Genomic DNA, 19,944 nt, shown 5'->3' with positions numbered 1-19,944 from the left:
AGATATCGCCTTGACGCTCCGACGTTCCGTGATCGACCTGATCGGTCAGACTCCCCTTCTTCGACTGAATCGCCTGTCGGATGCGACGGGGTGCGAAATCCTGGGCAAGGCGGAGTTCATGAACCCTGGCCAGTCGATCAAGGACCGCGCCGCCCTGTCGATTGTCCAGCGCGCCCGGGCGTCGGGCGAACTGCGTCCGGGCGGAACCATCGTGGAAGGCACCGCCGGCAACACCGGGATCGGTCTGAGCCTGGTGGGCGCCGCCCTCGGCCACCCGGTCGTGGTCGTCATGCCCCGCACCCAGTCGGAAGAGAAGAAGCTGACGCTGCGGGCGCTCGGCGCCCGGCTGGTCGAGGTGGACGCGGCGCCCTTCTCGAGCCCCAGCCATTTCGTCCACCATTCAGCCCGCCTGGCGCGAGAACTCGACGCCGAACTTGCGAACGGCGCCTTCTGGGCCAACCAGTTCGACAACCTGTCCAACCGCCTGTCCCACTATGAAGGGACCGGACCGGAGGTCTGGGAGCAGACCCAGGGCCGCGTTGACGGCTTCGTCAGCGTCGTCGGGTCCGGCGGCACCCTGGCGGGGATCGGGAGCTTCCTGAAGGAACGCAATCCGGCGATACAGACCGCCCTCGCCGATCCGGCCGGGGCCTCGCTCTACAGCTGGTTCACCCGCGGCGAGATGAAGTCAGAAGGCTCCTCGATCACCGAGGGCATCGGGGTGGGCCGGATCACCGGAAACCTCGAAGGCTTCACGCCGGATCACGCCTTCCGGATCGAGGACGCGGAATTCCTGCCGATCCTCTTCGACCTGATCCAGGAAGAGGGCCTCTCCCTGGGGGGATCGAGCGGCGTCAACCTGGTCGGCGCCGTGCGGCTGGCCCGGGAGCTCGGCCCCGGGAAGACCATCGTCACCCTGCTGTGCGACCCCGGCATCCGCTACGCCTCCCGGCTGTTCAATGTGGAATATCTGTCGGCGCGCGGTCTGCCCATCCCGAACTGGCTGAACCCGGATCGGACGCCCGTCTGATGGAAGAGTTCCTGCTATTCGCCGCCGTCGGCTTCGCCGCCCAGATCGTGGATGGGGCGCTGGGCATGGCCTTCGGGGTCATCTCCTCGACCCTGCTGCTCAGCCTGGGCACGCCGCCAGCCGTCGCCTCGGCCAGCGTCCACGCAGCCAAGGTGTTCACCGGAACCGCGTCCGGCCTGTCCCACCTCGCCCACGGCAACGTCCGCTGGTCGCTGTTCTGGCCTCTCGCCGTCGGCGGCGTGATCGGCGGCGTGATCGGCGGCGTCTTCCTGACCTCCATCGACGGCGCCCTGATCAAGCCCTGGGTGCTGGCGTGGCTGGCGCTGATGGGGGTGATCATCCTCGTCCGCGCCACCCGAGAGATCCGGCTCCGACATGCGCCGATCAAGGGCGCCGCCCCGCTCGGCGTGGTGGGCGGCTTTCTCGATGCGCTGGGCGGCGGAGGCTGGGGTCCGACGGTGACGACCACCCTGGTGAGCGTTGGGGAACCGCCGCGTCAGGCCGTCGGCACCGGCAACGCCGCCGAAGCCGTGGTCGCGGCGGCCGTCTCGACCACCTTCATCGTCGCCCTGGTCACGGGCCACTGGGAGGAGGTCGACGGGCTAAAGCAGTACGGGACCTCGGTCGCGGGCCTGATCGTCGGCGGCGTCATCGCCTCGCCCCTGGCCGCCTTCATCTCCCGTATCCTTCCGGTGCGGCCCTTCGCCTGGCTGATCGGGGTGCTGATCCTGGCGCTCGCAGGCTTCCAGCTCCTGGGACCGCTGCTCGGGCGCTGATCCGCCCGTTCTCAGTCGGGCGCGAGCAGGATCTGGAGGGTATCGGAACCGGTGCGAACGAAGCCCCGGGGCAGAAGGGCGGTCAACCGCGCCGGATCGATATCGGCCTTGTTCAGGCGAACGCAAAGTCGCCCCGCCTTGCGCTGGACGCTCTCGACATTGCCGGCGCCGCCCAGGGCCGCCAGGACGTCCGGCGCCAGGTCCGGCGTTCCTTCCGCGACGGCGGTAAGCGGGTCCTGCGGGCGTGGAGCATCCCCTGCGCCAACGACCGCCTTGATCTCGTCCGCAACGGCGTCGGCGATCGGCCCCAGCACGACCTGAAGCTGGTCCGGGGCCGGCGCGATGACGCCGCGCGCGCCCAGCCGCTTCAGCGCCGCCTCGTCCACCGCCTCACGCGTCCGGATATGCAGACGCAGGCGGGTGGTGCAAGCGGCGACGGAGGTCAGATTGCCCGCGCCGCCCAGGGCCGCGACGAAGCGCTCGGCCCGACTGCCCGCCACATCCGAGATCGGCGCAGCCGCCACAGGCTCGTCCTCCCGTCCGGGCGTCTTCAGGTTGAAGATCGAAATGGCGCCCCGGAACAGGCCGTAATAGAGGCCGCCGTAGACCAGTCCGACCGGCAGCAGCATCCAGGGCCGCGTCGCGCGGCCATAGTTCAGCACATAGTCGAACAGGCCCGCCGAGAAGGTGAAGCCCAGCCGCGATCCCAACAGGTCCATCGCCACCATCGACACCCCGGTCAGCACCGCGTGGATGGCGTAGAGGACCGGCGCCAGGAACATGAAGGTGAACTCGATCGGCTCGGTCACCCCGGTCAGGAAGGCGGTCAGCGCCAGGGAGAACAGCATGCCCCCGACCTCCTTTCGTCGGTCCGGGCGGGCGGCGTGGTACATGGCCAGGCAGGCGGCGGGCAGGCCGAACATCATGACGGGGAAGAAGCCGCTCATGAAGACGCCCGCGCTCGGGTCGCCGGCGAAGAAGCGGTTCAGGTCGCCGGTCGCCCCGTTGTAGTCGCCGACGATGAACCAGGCGACGTTGTTCAGGATGTGGTGAAGGCCGGTGACGATCAGCAGCCGGTTCAGGAAGCCGTAGACGAACAGGCCGATCTCGCCTGACCCGACCACGGCGCGGCTGAAGACGTCGATGGCGTGGTCGATGCCCGCGAAGGTCAGCCCGACGGCGGCGGCCACCACCAGGCCGGCCACGCCCGCGACGATGGGCACGAAGCGGCGACCGGCGAAGAAGCCCAGATAGTCCGGCAATTTGAACGTCGAGAAGCGGTTGTAGCAGGCTCCGGCGATCAGGCCGGCGACGATGCCGATGGGCACGCCCAGCCGCGACAGGGCCTGGTCCTTGAAGGCCTTCGACGCCGCATCGACGGCGTCGCCGCTGAGACCCGCGACCACCTCGGGCGGCACGCTCAGCAGGACCTTGGACGCCTCGACCGAGATCAGGAAGCAGACCACGCCCGCCAGGCCGGCGGCGCCGTTGTTGTCCTTGGCCAGGCCGACGGCCACGCCGACCGCGAACAGCAGGCCCAGGTTGGCGAAGATCGCCTGCCCCGCCGCCGAGATGAAGGCGATGTCCATGAGGTCCGGCTGGCCCAGACGCAGCAGCAGACCCGCGACCGGCAGGACGGCGATGGGCAGCATCAGGGCCCGGCCGAGCGGCTGCAGGCTGGACAGTCCGATCTTCATGCGACCGCTCCGACGACATGGGATTTGAGCAGGGCCGCCAGACGCTCGTCGGCCAGGGCGCGCACGGCCTCGGCGTTGTCCAGCGTCAGCGCCTGGGCTGCCAGTGCGCGACAGTCGGCCAAGGTCATGGACCGCACCACGGCCTTGATCTCGGCAACCATCGACGGCGTGGCCGACAGCTCGGTGACGCCGAGCCCGATCAGGATGGGCGCGGCCAGAACATCGGAGGCCAGTCCGCCGCAGACGCCGATCCAGCGGGTGTCTGCGGCCCCCGCCGCGGTCTGCGCGATCAGGCGCAGGACCGCCGGGTGCAGGCTGTCGAGCTGGGCCGCCAGATGGGCGTTCTGGCGATCCATGGCCAAGGCGTACTGGGTCAGGTCATTGGTGCCGACCGAGACGAAGTCGATGTGGGGCGCCAGCAGATCAGCGGTCATGGCCGCCGCCGGCGTCTCGATCATCACCCCCAGCAATGGCGTATGACCGCCGGTCTCGTTCGCAGCGATATCCAGCAGGGCGCGGACCTGACGCACCTCGGACGCCGAAGCGATCATCGGCAGCATGACGGCGACCGTTCCGGCCGAGCGCACCCGGCAGACGGCGCGCAGCTGGGTCAGCAGAAGGTCGGGCCGGTGCAAGCCCGCCCGGACGCCCCGCAGGCCCAGAGCCGGATTGTCCTCCTGCGGCATGGGCAGATAGGGCATGGGCTTGTCGCCCCCCGCATCGAGGGTGCGGATGACCAGAGGTCGTCCGTCCAAAGCGTCGGCGATGGCCTGATACTGGACCAGTTGCTCGTCTTCCGTCGGGGCGCTCTGGCGTTCGAGGAAGAGGAATTCGGTCCGCAGCAGGCCGCAACCCTCGGCGCCCCCGGCCACGGCGGGCGCGGCCTCGGTCACGGCGCCCAGATTGGCGAAGACTTCGATACGGACGCCGTCGGCGGTGCGGCAGTCTTCGGAGGCCAGGGCGTGCGCCTCGGCCCGCCGGCGGTCGCGGGCGGCGGCCCCGCTCTGGGCGCGCGCCTGACGGGCGGCGGAGGGGTTGGCGACCAGTCGCCGGCCGTCGGCGTCCAGCACCACCAGGGCCCCGTCCTCGACCCGGTCCAGACCCGGTCCCACGGCGACCAGGGCGGGCACGCCCATGGCCGCGGCCAGGATGGCGACGTGCGAGGTCGGTCCGCCGCGGGCGGTGCACAGCCCCGCCACCTTGACCGCGTCCAGCGCGATCAGTTGAGACGGCAGCAGGTCGTCGGCCAGGATGACCGATCCGGTCCCCAGCACCACGGGCGCCGGCGCGGCCTCGCCCGACAGTTCGATCAGGACCTGACGTTCCAGATCCATCAGATCGTCGGCGCGCTCAGCCGTGCGGGCGTCGCCCAGCGACCGGAACAGGGCCACTCCGCCCTGCGTCGCCTTGCGCCAGGCGAAACCGGCGCCGGCGCCCGCGTCGATGGCCTCCTGCGCCGCGGCGATCAGGCCGGGGTCATCAAGGAAGGCCAGATGGGCCGCCAGAATGGCGCGACGATGCGCGCCCCCGCCGGCCACAGAAGCCTCGATGCGGCCACGCACCGCGCTCAGCGCCTGTTGCAGGGCGGCCTGCTCCAGTTCGACGCCGCGCCCCTGTTCGGGCGTTTCAATCTCGGCCTGACGCAGACGAACGGCGCGGCCGATCGCCAGACCCGGCGCCGCCATGATGCCCGAGAAGATCAGTTCGCCGTCCTCGCCCGCGGCCGGACCGGCTGGAGCCTCAGGCGTTTCGGCGGCGTGGGCGACGGGCGCGCTCTCGCCGCCCTCACCCAGACCGGACAGGATCAGGGTGGCGATCGCCTCCAGCGCCGCCTCGGCCTGCGGACCGCTGGCGCTCAGGATCAGGTCGTCGCCATCCTTGAGCCCCAGGGTCATCATGGCCGTCAGGCTGGCGGCGTCAGCGCTGCGGTCGCCCAGGATCAGCCGGACCCGGGCATCGAAACCCTTGGCGGCGGCGGCGATGCGCGAGGCCGGGCGGGCGTGCAAGCCATGCGGCAGCGGCGCACGCACCGCTCGGGTCAGCGCTGCCTGTTCGTCGCCCGCCATCGCACCGAAGGCGGCCGCTGGACGCACCGCCATGATCGGCTCGCCCGCCACCACGAGACGGTTCAGGGGCAACAGGCGGACCTCGCCCTCATTAGCCAGCAGAACCGGCGAGATCAGGCTCTTCGCGCCTCCCACCACGACGTCCATGTCCAGCGACAGCAGGAGATCGCCGGTGCGCACCCGCGCGCCCTCCGCGACATGGGCGGTGAAGCCCGCGCCGTTCAGAGAGACCGTCTCCAGTCCCAGATGGATCAGGATTTCCGGCCCGTCGTCCGAACGCACGCTGACGGCGTGGCCGGTGCGGGCCAGGCTCGAGACTACGCCTTCGAAGGGCGCGCGGACCGTCAGGCCGGTCGGGTCGATGGCCAGTCCCTCGCCGACCATGCGCGCGGCGAAGGCGGCGTCCGGGACCTCGTCCAGTGAACAGACCCAGCCGTCGATCGGCGCGTGGACGATCAGTTCCGGCGTCATCATTCGTCCTCGGGCTTGGTCGGATCGGACAGACGCACCCAGTCGACGCCCCACATCGGATCCAAGTCTTTCTGCGTGAAGCGCAGGCACAGGTCGTGCGCGCCCGAGCGAACGGGCAGGAGTCCGGAGAGCGTGGTGATCCCGTCGTTCCCGGCGGCCGAGGCCAGGGGAATGATCAGCGCGGGTTCGCCCTCGCAGCCGTCGATGCGGACCTCCAGCTCGCCCTCCGGCGTGCGCGGGGTCCCCAGGCGGATCTTGTCGCGGTCAGCGCCGATCTGGAAGTTGAAGGGAACCTGGCCGACGGCGGCCTCGAAGCGCACGACATGGCGGAGGTCCGCCGACTGATAGATCCAGCAGGGATTGAGGATGTCCATCAGCAGGGCCGCGCGCTCGCCCTCCAGCGGGGCGTCATCGATCAGCGACAGCGGCAGGGCCGCACTGCACAGCTTCATCTGATGGTCGTAGCGGCGCTGGCCGTCGGCGGGCGGAACGGCGGCGGCCTCGGTCAGGCCGCTGGTCGCATAGTCGATGCCGAGCGTGCGATAGCGCGCCAGCTGCGGATCCAGCCGCGTGCGGAAGTCGGCGAAGTCCAGCCGCTCATGCGGGGTCCAGGCCATTTCGGCCAGGGCCGATAGACGCGGGAAGGCCTGGTATTCGACCCGCTCCTCATCGCGCATATGTTCGGTGAACAGGTTGGCCTGCACCCCGAGGACGCGGCGCGCCTGCTCCGGGGTCAGTTCGTCCGGTGTCGGATCAAAGGAATAGACGTCGCGCAGGGACGAGGTGAAGCCGCGGCCCGGCGCCCCGTCGTCGGCGCTCTGGCGGTTGTCCAGATAGAGGACCGGCGCCGGAGACATCACCGTGTCATGGCCCAGGCGCGCCGCCTCGATGGCTCCCTCGACGCCGCGCCAGGACATGACGCTGGCGTTCGGATTGATGCCGCCCTCGAGGATTTCGTCCCAGCCGATCATGCGCCGGCCGTGGTCGTTCAGTCGCTTTTCCAGACGGGCGACGAACCAGCTCTGCAGCTTCTCCTCGTCCGTCAGCCCGAGTTCCCGCATCCGCTCCTGAACGCGGGCCGAGGCCTTCCACTGATCCTTGACCGCCTCGTCGCCGCCGATGTGGACGTACTCGCCGGGGAACAGATCGACGACCTCGTCCATCACGTTCTCGAGGAAGACCAGCGTCGGCTCCTCGACGTTGAACAGGGTCGGATAGACGCCCCAGTCAGCGGGCACGACCGGTACGGAGCCGCCGGGCACGTCGGTCACACCCAGCTCGGGATAGGCGGCGACCGCCGCGCTGGCATGGCCGGGCACGTCGATCTCGGGCACCACCACGATATTACGGGCCGCCGCATAGGCGACGATGTCGCGTACCTGATCCTGTGTGTAGACGCCGCCGTAGAGGCGCGGGCGGCCAGTGGCCGGGTCGATGTCCTTCTGCGCCGCCGCGCCCGCATTGACGCGCCAGCCGCCGACCTCGGTCAGCCTGGGATAGCGTCTGATTTCCAGCCGCCAGGCCTGGTCGTCGGTCAGGTGCCAGTGGAAGACGTTGAGCTTGTGCAACGCCATCCAGTCGATGAATTCCTTGATGAACTCCGGCGACTGATAGTGGCGGGCGGAATCCAGCATGACGCCGCGCCAGCCGAAGCGAGGGGCGTCCTGGATGGCGACGGCGGGAATGGCCACCGGCCCCTGCCCCGCCTCGGCGGTGGCCAGCTGCCACAGGCTGACCGCGCCATACAGGAGGCCGCCGAAGTCGCCGGCGATGATCACCGCGCCCTGCGGAGTCACGTCCAGGCGATAGGCGTCAGCGGCCGATCCGGCGTCATGGCGGAAGACGACGGCGCCGGGCGCGGCCTCGCCTTCGCGCACCGTCAGGGTGAGGCCGCGCGTGCGCTGCATCAGCTCTGCGAAATGCGAAGCCGCCCGGGCGGCCTCGGCGTCGCCACGCGGCGTCAGGAGCGCCGTTCCCGCGGTGATCCGGAATGCACCGGGTATCGCCGTCACGGACTGGGGCCTGGGAATGATCGAGCCCGTCGTCATCTGCGCCAACGCCGGCGTCGCCGCCGCCAGAGTGCAGATCAGGGCGAACGCCGTCGCCGATCGCGCGATCAGGGTCATCGCAGTCTCGCAGCTGGAGAAAGGGCGCGCGGGACGTGGGACGCCCCGCGCCAGTCTGGCCTCAGGAGGAGACCTTGGCGACAGGCTTTTGCGAGGACGACGGATCATCGCCCTCGCAAAACCGGGTCCTAGAACTCGATCGCCAGGGTCGCCATCAGCTTGCGGCCCGTACGATAGACGCCGCGCGGCAGGTCCACCGTATTGGCGTAGGCGTAATACTCGCTGTCGAGCAGGTTCTGGCCGGACACGGTCAGGCTGACGCGGTCATTGAAGGCATAGCCCGCCGTGGCGTCCAGGGTGTCGACGTCACGCACATACATGGCGTCGCCGCGGTCCAGGCCGGTGAAGTACCGCGACCGCCACGTGTAGGTCACACGGGCCGAGAAGGCGCCGTTCTCATAGAAGGGGCTGAGATTGACCTGGTGCTTGGAGTTGAACGGAAGATCCTGGCCATTGTCCGCCTCGCCGTCGACCAGGGTGTAGTTGGCCAGCAGGCCGAAGCCGTAGGCGTAGTTCTGCTGATAGGCGAGCGACAGCCCCTTCAGTTCGGCCGAGCCCGCATTGGTCGGACGGCTGATCTGGTAGGTGGTGACGGCGTTCTGGGCCTGGTTGAAGTGCTGCTCAGGCGCGGTTTTCTGCAGGATGTAGTTGGAGATGTCCTTGACGAAGACTTCACCCGATAGGATGGCGTTCTCGCCGAAATACCATTCGGCCGCGACGTTCAGGTTGGTCGACTCGTACGGATCCAGGTCCGGATTGCCGCCGCCGCCGTTCAGGATCTGGTCCGACAGCCAGAAGTAGTTGGACATGTCGGCGTAGTTCGGACGGGCGATGACCCTGGACGCCGTCGCACGGATGAGCAAATCGTCCGAGACGGTGAACACCAGGTTCAGGCTGGGCAGGAAGTCGTCGTACTCCTTGGTCGTCACGTTCCAGGCCCAGTCGGCGGCGGTCGTTCCGCAGCCGGTGGCCGTCTGGTTGACGCAGATGTAGCCGCCACTGTCCGATTCCGTCCGGACGTAGCGCAGGCCGATGTTGCCCCGCACGAAGTCGTTTTCGAAGTTCGCCTGACCGTAGACGGCGTGGATCGTCTCCTGGACGTTCCAGTTCTGGGCCGTGAACTCGGCGTTGCCGAACACGGTCGGCGTCGGCGCGGCCTGCCACGGACGCAGGTAGCCGCCGGACTGGATGTAGTCCGCCAGGGCGCTGCCATCGATGCGGAAGCGGCCGGTCATCTGGCCGTTCACGCCGTCGAAGCCGTCCAGATAGTTGCCCGGCACCTGGCGCGGGTTGAACATCGCCGCGCTGTCCGGCGCGCCGAAGATCTGGACCGTCACGCCCGACATGCGCTGGTCGGTTTCGTGCTTGCGGTATTTGTAGCCGAACTGCAGGCGGTCGAAGAAGCCGTCGCGGTCCAGACCGAAATCGACCTGGCCGTAGGTCTCCTTGTCCGTGGTCGGCTTGGAAACGATGTTGCCGCCCCAGCCGGCGTTGTAGCCGGTCGGGCCGACGGACGGATCGCCCGCGCCCCAGCCGCCGTCGAACGAGAATTTCGAGGCGTTGGACAGCACGTCGTTGTTGGCCGGATTGGTATAGGTCAGGACGCCCGGCGAACCCGGCGCGCCCCGGAAATCAACGCTGTAGTCGGCCCAGTTCAGGAACTCTCCGAACAGCTGGCGCTGGGTGCCGCCGTCGGCCTTGCTGTAGCCGATGTCGCCGGACAGATCCCAGCCCTCGCCCTGCCACTTGCCGTCCAGGTGATAGGAGTCCGTCGTCAGGGCGGCCTCGCGGTACTGCACGTCCAGCACGCTCAGCGCGTTCTTGAAGGCGGCGTATTTGATGACGCCATCCTCGATCTGAATGTCGGTGAGGGCGCCCAGGCTGTTCCAGGTGTTGCCCTGGAAGGCGAACAGCGACTGGTTGGTGTTGTTGTAGGTCGCCTCGACGTGCAGCCAGTCGAAATTCAGGTCCAGCTGCTCGACCGGTCGCCATTGCAGGGCGACGGTATAGCTGTCGCGCTCACGGTCCTGCTCGAAGAAGTGGGTGCCGAACGAGTTCAGGCCGCGGGCGTTCGGATTGGCCAGCAGGGTCGAGGCGCAGGTCCCGGCGCAGTTGCCGTTGGTGATGGAGTTGGCGCCCGGGTTCTCCGGGTTGCCGCCGGCGTAGTAGTTGGCCGGGATGGTGCCGTAGGCTTCCAGACCGTCGCGGCGCAGGCCGTCCTTGGCGTGCTGATAGGAGACCAGGACGCCGAAGTTGCGGTCCTCGTTCCGCCAACCGGCCAGCAGCGAATACTGGGGATCGGACTCTTCGGACCGGTCATTGTAGAGCCAGGTCGCGGCGCCCGAGAGGGTCAGGCCGTTGCCCAGGTCCAGCGGACGGCGGGTCAGGACGTCGACCGTGCCGCCGATGCTGCCTTCGTCGATGCGGGCTTCCGACGACTTGAAGACCTCGACCCGGCCGACGATCTGCGGCGCCAGCAAGGCATAGTTGAAAGTCCGTCCCGGCTGATCGAGGATGAACCAGTCCGCCGAAGCGACCGTCTGGCCGTTCAGCAGGGTGCGGTTCAGGGCCGGGTCGGTGCCCAGGATCGAAACCTTCTCACCCTGGCCGAAGGCGCGGTCGATGGTGACGCCCGGAATGATGGTGATGGCTTCCGCCACGTTCGAGCTGGGGAATTTGCCCACGTCTTCGGCGGTGACGACATCGATGATGGCGTCCGCGTTGCGTTTGGTCTGCAGCGATTGCTGCAGCGAGGCGCGAATACCGGTGACGATCACATCGTCGATGACGGCGGGTTCCCCCGCGTCCTGTGCGGCGGCGGCGCCGGCGACAAGCGCCAGAGCGCTTACGGTTCCGGCCAGCAAGGCATGACGAAGACTCATGACGCCTATTCTCCCCTGATTGGACCTACCCCCGCAGGTCCAGAAAAGCCCAATTTAAGACCAATATGGTCCATTCCCCGACCGCGAATGCTGAATTGCGCCGCCGTTGACACGAGACTTTCATCAAACAATCACGACGCGCAAGACCAAAATGATAATTGGGCCTATTCTTTTATTATATTGGTACTTGATTGGTCGCATGACTTGCGTTCAGATGGGCGTATCAAACGGGCTGTTTGAATTGGACGGGGCGTAATGTCGTTTCTCGAAGCCATAGGCCCGCTGGACGCCCAGCGTCCGGCGCCGCTGTACCAGCAGCTGCAGCACGCCGTGCGCGAGGCGATCGAGCGTCACGCCCTGAAACCCGACGAGGCCCTGCCGCCCGAACGCGACCTCGCCTCGGGCCTGGCGGTGTCGCGCATCACGGTGCGCAAGGCGTTCGACGGCCTGGTCGCCGAGGGCCTGCTGACCCGCCGCCAGGGCGCCGGCACCTTCGTCGCCGCCCGGGTGGAGAAGAGCTTCTCCAAGCTGACGTCCTTCTCGGAAGACATGGCCGCGCGTGGCCGCAAGGCGACAAGTTCCTGGCTGAACCGCAGCGAAGGCGCCGTGACGCCCGAGGAATCGCTGACGTTGGGGCTCAGCCCCGGCACGCCGGTCTATCGCTTCAGCCGCATCCGCTACGCCGACGGCCTGCCGATGGCGCTGGAGTATTCGACCATCCCCGCGGCCTGCCTGCCCGGCCTCGATGCGGTCGGCGCCTCGCTGTACCGCGCCCTGGCCGACACCGGCTACCGCCCCAACCGCGCGCTTCAGCGCCTGCGGGCCGTCCTGTTCAACGACGAGCAGGCCGAACTGCTGGGCACGACCGCCGGGGCGGCCGGGCTGCTGATCGAGCGCCGCGCCTTCCACGCTGGTCAGGCGGTCGAGGTCACCCAGTCCTACTATCGCGGCGACGCCTATGACTTCGTCGCCGAACTGAACGACGGCCCCGCCTGATGCGCGCCGAAGGCACGAAAATGTTCGCCGAGGCCGCCGAGGCCCCGGCCGTGGTCGCCGCCCAGCTGCGTGACAACGCCGGGATCGTCGCCCGCGCCGCCGCCCATCTGCGCGCGCACCCGCCCACCGCCGCCCTGATCTGCGGCCGGGGCAGTTCGGACAACGCCGGGGTCTTCGCCCGCTATCTGATCGAGGCCGAGACCGGCGTCCTGACCAGTCCCACCCCTCTGGCTCTCAGCTCGGTCTACGGGCTCACGCCGCGCATTCCCGGCGGCGTCTGCTTCGCCGTCTCGCAGTCGGGCAAGAGCCCGGACCTGGTCGCCGCCGCCGCCGCCGCCAAGGCGGGCGGCGCCTTCGTCATCGCCCTGGTCAATGTTGAGGGCTCGCCCCTGTCGGACGTGGCCGACCTGACCGTTCCGCTGCGCGCGGGCCCGGAGCTGTCGGTGGCCGCGACCAAGAGCTTCATCGCCAGCCTCAGCGCCATCGCCCATCTGGTCGCGGAATGGAGCGGCGACCCCGACCTGTCCGCCGGACTGAAGGATCTGCCGCGACAGCTGGACGCCGCCTGGAAACAGGACTGGTCCGCCGCCCTGCCCGCCCTGACCGATGCGACCAGCCTCTATGTCGTCGGCCGCGGCGTCGGCTTCGGCGTGGCCCGCGAGGCGGCGCTGAAGCTGAAGGAGACCTGCGGCCTGCACGCCGAGGCGTTCAGCACCGCCGAGGTCCGTCACGGCCCGATGGCTCTGGTCAAGACCGGCTTCCCCGTCCTGCTGCTGCCCCAGTCGGACGCGACGCGCGACGACGCCGAGGATCTGGCCGCCGACTTCGCCCGGCGGGGCGCCCGGGTCTTCTTCGCCGGAGCCACGACCGCGCCCGGCGTCGTCGCCCTGCCCACCGTGCACAGCCATCCGTGGCTTGAGCCGATCCTGCTGATCCAGAGCTTCTATCGGCTGGCGGCGACGCTCTCGACGGCGCGCGGCTTCGATCCCGACCGACCGCCCTATCTCAACAAGGTGACCGAGACCGTTTGATGCCCATCCTGCTGTATAACGGGCGGATTCTGGCCGAGGACGCCTTTCACGAGGGCCTCGCCGTGGTCATTGACGGCGACCGCATCGCCGCCGTCGGACCGGAAGTCGCCGTGCGCGCCGCCTTCCCGGAGGCGACGGATCACGACCTGAACGGCGACAGGCTGGTTCCCGGCTACATCGACACCCAGGTCAACGGCGGCGGCGGCGTCCTGTTCAACGACGCCCCCACGGTCGAGACCATCGCCCGCATCGGCGCGGCCCACCGGCGCTTCGGCACCACCGGCTTCCTGCCGACCCTGATCAGCGACGACCTGTCGGTCATCGACCGGGCCATCGACGCGGTCGAACAGGCCATGGCCGAGGGCGTGCCCGGGGTGTTGGGCATCCACGTCGAGGGTCCGTTCCTGAACGTCGCCCGCAAGGGCATCCACGACCCCAACAAGTTCCGCACCCTGGACGCCGAGGCCGTACGCCTGCTGACCCGGATGAAGACGGGCCGGACCCTGATCACCCTGGCCCCGGAAATGACCTCGCCCGACATGATCGCGGCCCTGGTCGCGGGCGGCGCCGTGGTCGCCGCCGGCCATACGGACGCCGACCATGCGACGACCCGAACGGCGCTGGACGCCGGCGTGACCGGCTTCACCCACCTGTTCAACGCCATGTCGCCGCTGACCAGCCGCGAGCCCGGCGTGGTCGGGGCGGCGCTGGAGAATACTACCGCCTGGTGCGGGATCATCGTCGACGGCCACCACGTCGATCCGGTGGTGTTGGAGCTGGCGCTGCGCTGCCGTCCCGCCGACCGCTTCATGCTGGTCACCGACGCCATGCCCAGCGTCAATGCGGGCAGCGACCACTTCTACCTTCAGGGCCGCCGCATCTCGGTGAAGGACGGCGCCTGTCTGGACGAGCGCGGCGTGCTGGCGGGCTCCGACCTCGACATGGCCGCCGCTGTGCGCAACGCCCGCGACCTGCTGGACCTCGACCTGCCGACCGCCGTCATGATGGCCTCGGCCGCTCCGGCCGCCTTCCTGGGTCTGGAGCGCGAACGCGGCCGCATCGCGCCGGGGTTCGCCGCGGACCTTCTGATCCTCAACGAGGACCTGTCCGTTGCACAGAGCTGGATCGACGGCGCCCCGGTCCGTCACGTCTGACGCCGACGTCGGGCGACGCCCTTCGGTTCAACGCGCCAGCATTGTTCCGGAGATCGCATCGACCGAGGTCACCCCGGACAGGGCCATGGCGACGGTCATCTCGGCGGCCAGAAGCTCCAGGACGTGTGTCACGCCGGCTTCACCCCGCGCCGCCAGCGCATAGGCCCAGGCCCGTCCGATGAGGACGCCGTCGGCGCCGAGCGCGATCATCCGCACGACATCCAGCCCGCTGCGCACGCCGCCGTCCGCCAGGACCGTGACCTTCCCCTGAACCGCCTCCGCGATCGCCGGCAGCGCGCGCGCGGACGACAGGGCGCCGTCCAGCTGGCGGCCGCCGTGGTTGGACACCACAAGGCCATCGGCGCCCAGGTCCACCGCCGCCCGGGCGTCCTCGGGGTCGAGCAGCCCCTTGATGATCAGGGGGCCCTTCCACTGATCCCGCACCCATTCCAGATCGCTCCAGGTCACGGAGGGATCGAAATTGTTCCGCATCCAGGCGAAGAAGTCCTCCAGGCCGGAGCCGTCGCCCAAGACCGGGGCCACATTTCCAAGGGCGTGCGGGCGTCCGTTGATCCCCACGTCCCACGCCCAGGCCGACCGCTGCACCGCCTGCCAGATCCGCCTCACATCGCCCGCAAGCCCCGGCGCGCCGGCCAGGCCGGACCGAAGGTCGCGATAGCGCGATCCCGGCACCGGCATGTCGACCGTGAAGACCAGGGCGGGACATCCCGCCTCGGCCGCCCGCGTCAGAAGGTCCTTCATGAAGGCGCGGTCGCGGATCATGTAGAGCTGGAACCAGAACGGCGCCGGCGATCCTTTCGCCACCTCCCCGATCGGACAGGCCGAGACCGTCGACAGGGTGAAGGGCACGCCGAAGGCGGCCGCCGCCCGGGCCGCCTGAACCTCGCCGCGCCGGGCGTTCATCCCGGCCAGCCCGATCGGCGCCAGGGCGACCGGCAGGGCGCTCTTCTGGCCGAACAGGGTGGTCGACAGGTCGATGTTCGACACGTCGCGCAACACCCGCTGGCGCAGTGCGATGTCCTGCAGGTCCGACACGTTGCGGCGCAGGGTCGTCTCCGAATAAGAGCCGCCGTCGATGTACTCGAACAGGAAGCGCGGCAGTCGCCGCCGGGCGAGCTCGCGGTAGTCGCCGATGGATGCAGCCTTCATCGCCCGCGCCCTACTGGAAGTTCGCCAGGGCGCCACCATCGACCAGCAAGGCCGCGCCGGACATGTAGGACGCCATGTCCGAGGCCAGGAAGGCGACGACGCCGGCGATGTCCTCGGGGCGGCCCAGCCGGCCCAGGGGGATGCGGCCTTCCATGTAACGGCGCTTGTCCGGATCGGCGAGATCGTCCTTGTTGATGTCGGTCGCGACCGTTCCCGGCAGGACGGAGTTGCACCGGATGCCATGCCGGCCCAGGGCGACGGCGCAGGACTGCATCAGGCTGTGCACCCCGGCCTTGGTCGGCGTGTAGTGGGTCTGCATCTCGCCGCCCACCAAGGCGGAGATCGAGCTGATGGCGACGATGGAGCCGCCCCGGCCCTCGGCATCCCTGCCCTGCCTGACCATCTGGTTGGCCGCCGCCTGGACCATGAAATAGGCCCCGTGCAGATTGACCTCCATCGTCCGGCGCAGGGTCTCGACCGGCATGTCGAGGAAGGCGTGGAACGGGCAGATGCCGGCGTTGGAGACGAAGACGTCCACCCGCCCGAACGCCTCGACCGCCGCCGCCACGAAGGCCGGCGCGCTCTCGGGCAGGGCCACGTCGCCGTCGACCGCGATCGCCCGCCGCCCCAGAGCCTCAACCGCCGAGAGCACGGCGGCGGCTTCTTCGGCGTCGTTGAAGGTGTTGATGGCGACGTCCGCACCCTGCCGCGCCGCTTCGATCGCGGTCGCCCGGCCGATCCCGCGCGAGGCGCCGGTGACCAGCACCACCTTGTTTTCAAGCAGCATACGGACTCCGGCGGGGTTCAGGGTTTGGGCGACCAGCCGAGATCAAGGCTGATGGCGTTGGCGGCGTCCATGACCGTCACGGTCAGTTCGGCCATGCGGGCGTCGCTCATGTACTGGGCGGCGCTGGAGACGCTGATGGCGGCGATCACCTGGCCGTCCACCCCGCGCACGGGGGCTGCGACGCAGCGGATCTGGTCCTCGTTCTCCTCGAGGTCGAAGGCGTAGCCCTTGGCCGCATAGCCGCGCATCCGTTCCAGCCAGACGGCGCGGGCGGCGGAATCGAACGGCTGACCCTCCGGCGAATAGAAGTCCGTCCACTCCGCCTCGGTCTTGTCCAGGATCAAGGCCTTGCCCAGGCCCGTCGACGCGATCGGATGCCGCTCGCCCAGACGCGATCCGATGTTGATGCGCCGACGCCCGCCGACCTTGTCCAGGTAGAGGGCGTGGCGTCCGTCCAGCACGCCCAGATGCACGGTGTCCTCGGTGGCCGCCGACAGTTGCTCCAGCCATGGGCGGGCGATGCGCGGCAGATGCATCTGCTGGCTGGCCGCATGGCCGAGCTCCAGCAGCTTGGGTCCCAGGGTGTAGCCCTCGCGCGGGCGGAACGAGAGCAGGCGGCGATCCACCAGCGCCGACGCCAGGCGGTGGGTGGTGCTGCGCGTCAGCTGCAGGTGTTCCGACAGTTCGGCCAGCGACAGCGGGCCGTCGATCAGGGCGTCGATGACGTCCAGACCGCGCAGCAGCGTCTGGCTGCCGGAAGCCTTGGCGGCCTCCTCGGGCTCGCCCGTCTCGATTGACGCAGTTTGTCCCATCACGTAAGCACCTGTTTCAGAATGTAGCAAAACACGCAAGCAAAGCGGCGATTGAAAGCCAGTTTGACGTGGAGCACGGAGAAGCGCCAGTGCCATCCCGAAATATGGGAAACGATCACCGGAACCGCACCGCGTGAGCCGGCTGTCCAGGATCAAGGCCGTGCGCGCCTTCGTGGTGCGGGGCGGCGGCGCCGACTATCACGACCAGTCGGACGGCCACTGGATCGATGACCACATCGCCACGCCGATGTCGAAATATCCCGAGTATCGGCAGAGCCGCCGCAGCTTCGGCATCAATGTGCTGGGCACCCTGGTGGTCGAGATCGAGGCCGAGAACGGCGTCGTCGGCTTCGCGGTGACGACCGGCGGCGAACCGGCCGCCTATATCGTCGAGAAGCATCTGGCCCGCTTCCTTGAAGGCCGCGATCCCTCCGACGTCGAGACCATCTGGGACCAGATGTATCTCTCGACCCAGTACTATGGCCGCAAGGGTCTGGTCGTGAACGCCATCTCAGGCGTCGATCTGGCGCTGTGGGACCTGCTGGGCCGCCTGCGTCAGGAGCCGGTGTTCGCCATGCTGGGCGGACCGGTGCGCGACGAACTGACCTTCTACGCCACCGGCGCCCGCCCCGACCTGGCCAAGCAGATGGGCTTCATCGGCGGCAAGATGCCCCTGCACCACGGCCCGGCCGAGGGCGACGAGGGGTTCGCGAAGAACATCGCCGAGCTGGCCGAGATGCGGTCGCGTTGCGGCGACGACTTCTGGCTGATGTTCGACTGCTGGATGGCGCTGGACCTAGACTATGCGACCCGCCTCGCCCACGCCGCGAATGACCATGGACTGAAGTGGATCGAAGAGGCGCTGAGCCCCGACGACTACTGGGGCTATCAGGCGCTGAAGAAGGCCGCCCCTCCCGGCATGCTGGTCACCACGGGCGAGCACGAGGCCACGCGCTGGGGCTTCCGCATGCTGCTGGAGCTGGAGTGCTGCGACATCATCCAGCCGGACGTGGGCTGGTGCGGCGGCCTGACCGAGCTGATCAAGATCGCCGACATGGCCGACGCCCGGAAGGTGCTGACCATCCCCCACGGATCGTCCGTCTACAGCTACCATTTCGTGGTGACGCGCCATGACAGCCCGTTCGCCGAGTTCCTGATGATGGCGCCCAAGGCCGACGAGGTCGTGCCGATGTTCCATCCGCAGCTGATCGGCGAGCCCGTGCCCGTGAACGGCAAGCTCAAGGTTCCCGACCTCCCCGGGTTCGGCGTCGAGCTGAACCGGGACATCGCCCTTCACCGCCCCTACCCCCGCCAGGCGTCCTGATGAAATTGTTGCGTTACGGCCCCAAAGGCCTTGAGAAACCTGGCCTTCTGGACGGTGAAGGCCGCATCCGCGACCTGTCCGGCCTCGTCCCCGACATCACGCCGGACCTGCTGCACGGCGAAGGTCTGGCGAGGCTGAAGGCCGTCGATCCTGAAAGCATTCCGCTCGTCGAGGGCGAGCCCCGTCTGGGAACGCCGGTGAACGGCAGCCGGAAATTCATCGCCATCGGCCTGAATTTCGCCGACCACGCCGCCGAGTCCGGTCTGCCCGAACCGACCGAGCCGGTCGTGTTCACGAAGGCCATCACCTGCCTGACCGGTCCGAACGACGAGGTCATGATCCCGCGCGGCTCCGAGAAGACCGACTGGGAGGTCGAGCTGGGCATCGTCATCGGCAGGGCCGCTTCGTACGTCGAGCAGGCGCAGGCCCTGGATCACGTCGCCGGCTATGTGCTGATCAACGACGTCTCCGAGCGCGCCTTCCAGACGGAGCGCGGCGGCACCTGGGACAAGGGCAAGGGCTGCGACACCTTCGGACCCGTGGGGCCGTGGGTCGTGACCGCGGACGAGGTCGGCGATCCGCAGGACCTGGACATGTGGCTGGACCTGAACGGCAAGCGCATGCAGACCGGCAACACCCGCACCATGATCTTCGGCGTGGCCGAGATCGTGTCCTACGTCAGCCAGTTCATGACGCTGGAGCCCGGCGACCTGATCACCACGGGCACGCCTCCCGGCGTCGGCCTGGGCCAGAAGCCGGAGCCCTTCTACCTGAAGCCCGGCGACGTCATGACTCTGGGCATCGAGAAACTGGGCCAGCAACGGCAGACTGTCGTCGCCTGGCGCGCCGCCACCGAAGAGGCCGCCTGAATGTCCGTGTTTGAAGGCCGCTTTTCCGGTCGCCGCGCCATCGTCACCGGCGGCGCGTCGGGCCTGGGCAAGGCCGCCGCCGCCCGCATCGTCGCCGAAGGCGGCCAGGTCTCGCTCTGGGACCTGAACGCCGAGACCCTGTCCGCCGCCGCCGACGAGATCGGCGCGGCCCATACGGTCGCCCTGGATGTCTCTGACCCCGACGCGGTGGCTGACGCCGCCCGCGCCGCCAAAGAGGCACTGGGCGGCCTCGACATCCTGATCGCCTCGGCCGGAATCACGGGCGCAACCGTGCCGGTGAAGGACTTCCCGATCGACAGCTGGCGCCGGGTCATCGACATCAATCTGAACGGCGTCTTCTACTGCTGCCGCGCGGTCGTGCCCTATCTGCTCCAGAACGGCTACGGACGGATCGTCAACGTAGCCTCCGTCGCGGGCAAGGAGGGCAACCCCAACGCCTCCGCCTATTCCGCCTCCAAGGCCGGGGTGATCGGCCTGACCAAGTCGCTGGGCAAGGAGTTGGCCACCTCGGGCGTGATCGTCAACAGTTTGACGCCCGCCACCTTCGAGAGCCCCATCCTGGCCCAGATGCCGCAAAGCCAGGTCGATTACATGCGCTCCAAGATCCCCATGGGACGCCTGGGCGAGGTCGATGAGAGCGCCGCCATGGTCTGTTTCATGGCGTCCGAGGAATGCAGCTTCACGACCGCCTCGACCTTCGACACCTCCGGCGGCCGGACGACCTACTAGGGG

At 68.7% G+C, this 19,944-nt stretch carries 15 protein-coding genes; 8 read left to right on the top strand and 7 right to left on the bottom strand.

Annotation, left to right across the window (positions count from 1 at the left end):
* Positions 1 to 10: 10 nt before the first annotated feature.
* Positions 11 to 1,030: a cysteine synthase A gene (locus AC07NB_RS02155; RefSeq protein WP_494571579.1), complete on the top strand. Its 1,020-nt coding sequence runs from the start codon at positions 11 to 13 to the stop codon at positions 1,028 to 1,030.
* Entirely contained in the window at positions 1,030 to 1,806 is a 777-nt protein-coding gene (locus tag AC07NB_RS02150; RefSeq protein WP_494571578.1) for a sulfite exporter TauE/SafE family protein, read from the top strand. Before AC07NB_RS02155 ends, AC07NB_RS02150 begins: the two co-directional genes overlap by 1 nt.
* An 11-nt stretch (positions 1,807 to 1,817) precedes the next feature.
* On the opposite strand, the gene nagE is transcribed toward AC07NB_RS02150, so the two are convergent.
* The 4 genes from nagE to AC07NB_RS02130 all read right to left on the bottom strand — a co-directional run bounded on the left by nagE (position 1,818) and on the right by AC07NB_RS02130 (position 11,048).
* Positions 1,818 to 3,503: an N-acetylglucosamine-specific PTS transporter subunit IIBC gene (gene nagE / locus AC07NB_RS02145; RefSeq protein ID WP_494571577.1), complete on the bottom strand. Its 1,686-nt coding sequence runs from the start codon at positions 3,501 to 3,503 to the stop codon at positions 1,818 to 1,820.
* Positions 3,500 to 6,040, bottom strand: a complete 2,541-nt coding sequence (ptsP, locus tag AC07NB_RS02140; protein ID WP_494571576.1) for a phosphoenolpyruvate--protein phosphotransferase — start codon at positions 6,038 to 6,040, stop codon at positions 3,500 to 3,502. The genes nagE and ptsP overlap by 4 nt, the downstream gene beginning before the upstream one ends.
* Positions 6,040 to 8,166 carry a family 20 glycosylhydrolase gene (locus tag AC07NB_RS02135; RefSeq protein WP_494571575.1) on the bottom strand — a complete coding sequence of 709 codons (2,127 nt, stop codon included), beginning with the start codon at positions 8,164 to 8,166 and terminating at the stop codon, positions 6,040 to 6,042. Before AC07NB_RS02135 ends, ptsP begins: the two co-directional genes overlap by 1 nt.
* Positions 8,167 to 8,294: 128 nt before the next feature.
* Positions 8,295 to 11,048 (bottom strand): TonB-dependent receptor, encoded by a 2,754-nt coding sequence (locus AC07NB_RS02130; RefSeq protein WP_494571574.1) that lies wholly within the window; start codon positions 11,046 to 11,048, stop codon positions 8,295 to 8,297.
* A 255-nt stretch (positions 11,049 to 11,303) separates the two neighbouring features.
* On the opposite strand from AC07NB_RS02130, the gene AC07NB_RS02125 reads away from it, so the two are divergent.
* Genes AC07NB_RS02125 through nagA form a run of 3 tightly spaced genes read left to right on the top strand, consistent with a single transcriptional unit; the run spans position 11,304 to position 14,229 of the window.
* Positions 11,304 to 12,044 (top strand): GntR family transcriptional regulator, encoded by a 741-nt coding sequence (locus tag AC07NB_RS02125; RefSeq protein ID WP_291835833.1) that lies wholly within the window; start codon positions 11,304 to 11,306, stop codon positions 12,042 to 12,044.
* Positions 12,045 to 12,064: 20 nt separating this feature from the next.
* Complete coding sequence (locus tag AC07NB_RS02120) at positions 12,065 to 13,075, top strand: SIS domain-containing protein (protein WP_494571573.1); 1,011 nt, start codon at positions 12,065 to 12,067, stop codon at positions 13,073 to 13,075.
* Positions 13,075 to 14,229, top strand: a complete 1,155-nt coding sequence (gene nagA / locus AC07NB_RS02115) for an N-acetylglucosamine-6-phosphate deacetylase (RefSeq protein ID WP_494571572.1) — start codon at positions 13,075 to 13,077, stop codon at positions 14,227 to 14,229. Before AC07NB_RS02120 ends, nagA begins: the two co-directional genes overlap by 1 nt.
* Before the next feature lie 27 nt (positions 14,230 to 14,256).
* Here the strand turns inward: nagA and lldD are convergent, their stop codons facing one another.
* Genes lldD through AC07NB_RS02100 form a run of 3 tightly spaced genes read right to left on the bottom strand, consistent with a single transcriptional unit; the run spans position 14,257 to position 16,998 of the window.
* Positions 14,257 to 15,399 carry an FMN-dependent L-lactate dehydrogenase LldD gene (gene lldD / locus AC07NB_RS02110; RefSeq protein ID WP_494571571.1) on the bottom strand — a complete coding sequence of 381 codons (1,143 nt, stop codon included), beginning with the start codon at positions 15,397 to 15,399 and terminating at the stop codon, positions 14,257 to 14,259.
* A 10-nt stretch (positions 15,400 to 15,409) separates the two neighbouring features.
* Positions 15,410 to 16,186 carry an L-rhamnose 1-dehydrogenase Lra1 gene (gene lra1 / locus AC07NB_RS02105; protein WP_494571570.1) on the bottom strand — a complete coding sequence of 259 codons (777 nt, stop codon included), beginning with the start codon at positions 16,184 to 16,186 and terminating at the stop codon, positions 15,410 to 15,412.
* 17 nt (positions 16,187 to 16,203) lie between these two features.
* The gene (locus AC07NB_RS02100; RefSeq protein ID WP_492313607.1) at positions 16,204 to 16,998 is read right to left on the bottom strand and encodes an IclR family transcriptional regulator; all 795 of its coding nucleotides are present in this window, start codon (positions 16,996 to 16,998) and stop codon (positions 16,204 to 16,206) included.
* 133 nt (positions 16,999 to 17,131) lie between these two features.
* Between AC07NB_RS02100 and rhmD the strand changes: the two genes are divergently transcribed.
* From rhmD to AC07NB_RS02085, 3 genes are read left to right on the top strand one after another with little or no spacing between them, the layout of a single operon-like run.
* A complete protein-coding gene (rhmD, locus tag AC07NB_RS02095; RefSeq protein WP_494571569.1) occupies positions 17,132 to 18,322 on the top strand; it encodes an L-rhamnonate dehydratase in 1,191 nt (396 codons plus the stop codon).
* Positions 18,322 to 19,191 carry a 2,4-didehydro-3-deoxy-L-rhamnonate hydrolase gene (locus AC07NB_RS02090; RefSeq protein WP_494571568.1) on the top strand — a complete coding sequence of 290 codons (870 nt, stop codon included), beginning with the start codon at positions 18,322 to 18,324 and terminating at the stop codon, positions 19,189 to 19,191. The genes rhmD and AC07NB_RS02090 overlap by 1 nt, the downstream gene beginning before the upstream one ends.
* Positions 19,192 to 19,941, top strand: a complete 750-nt coding sequence (locus tag AC07NB_RS02085; protein WP_494571567.1) for an SDR family NAD(P)-dependent oxidoreductase — start codon at positions 19,192 to 19,194, stop codon at positions 19,939 to 19,941.
* Positions 19,942 to 19,944: the final 3 nt, after the last annotated feature.

The sequence above is a fragment of the Brevundimonas sp. GW821-FHT09G01 genome (assembly GCF_059416065.1).
The sequence above is the reverse complement of the archived record's forward strand: the minus strand, read 5'-3'. Positions and strand labels throughout refer to the sequence as shown.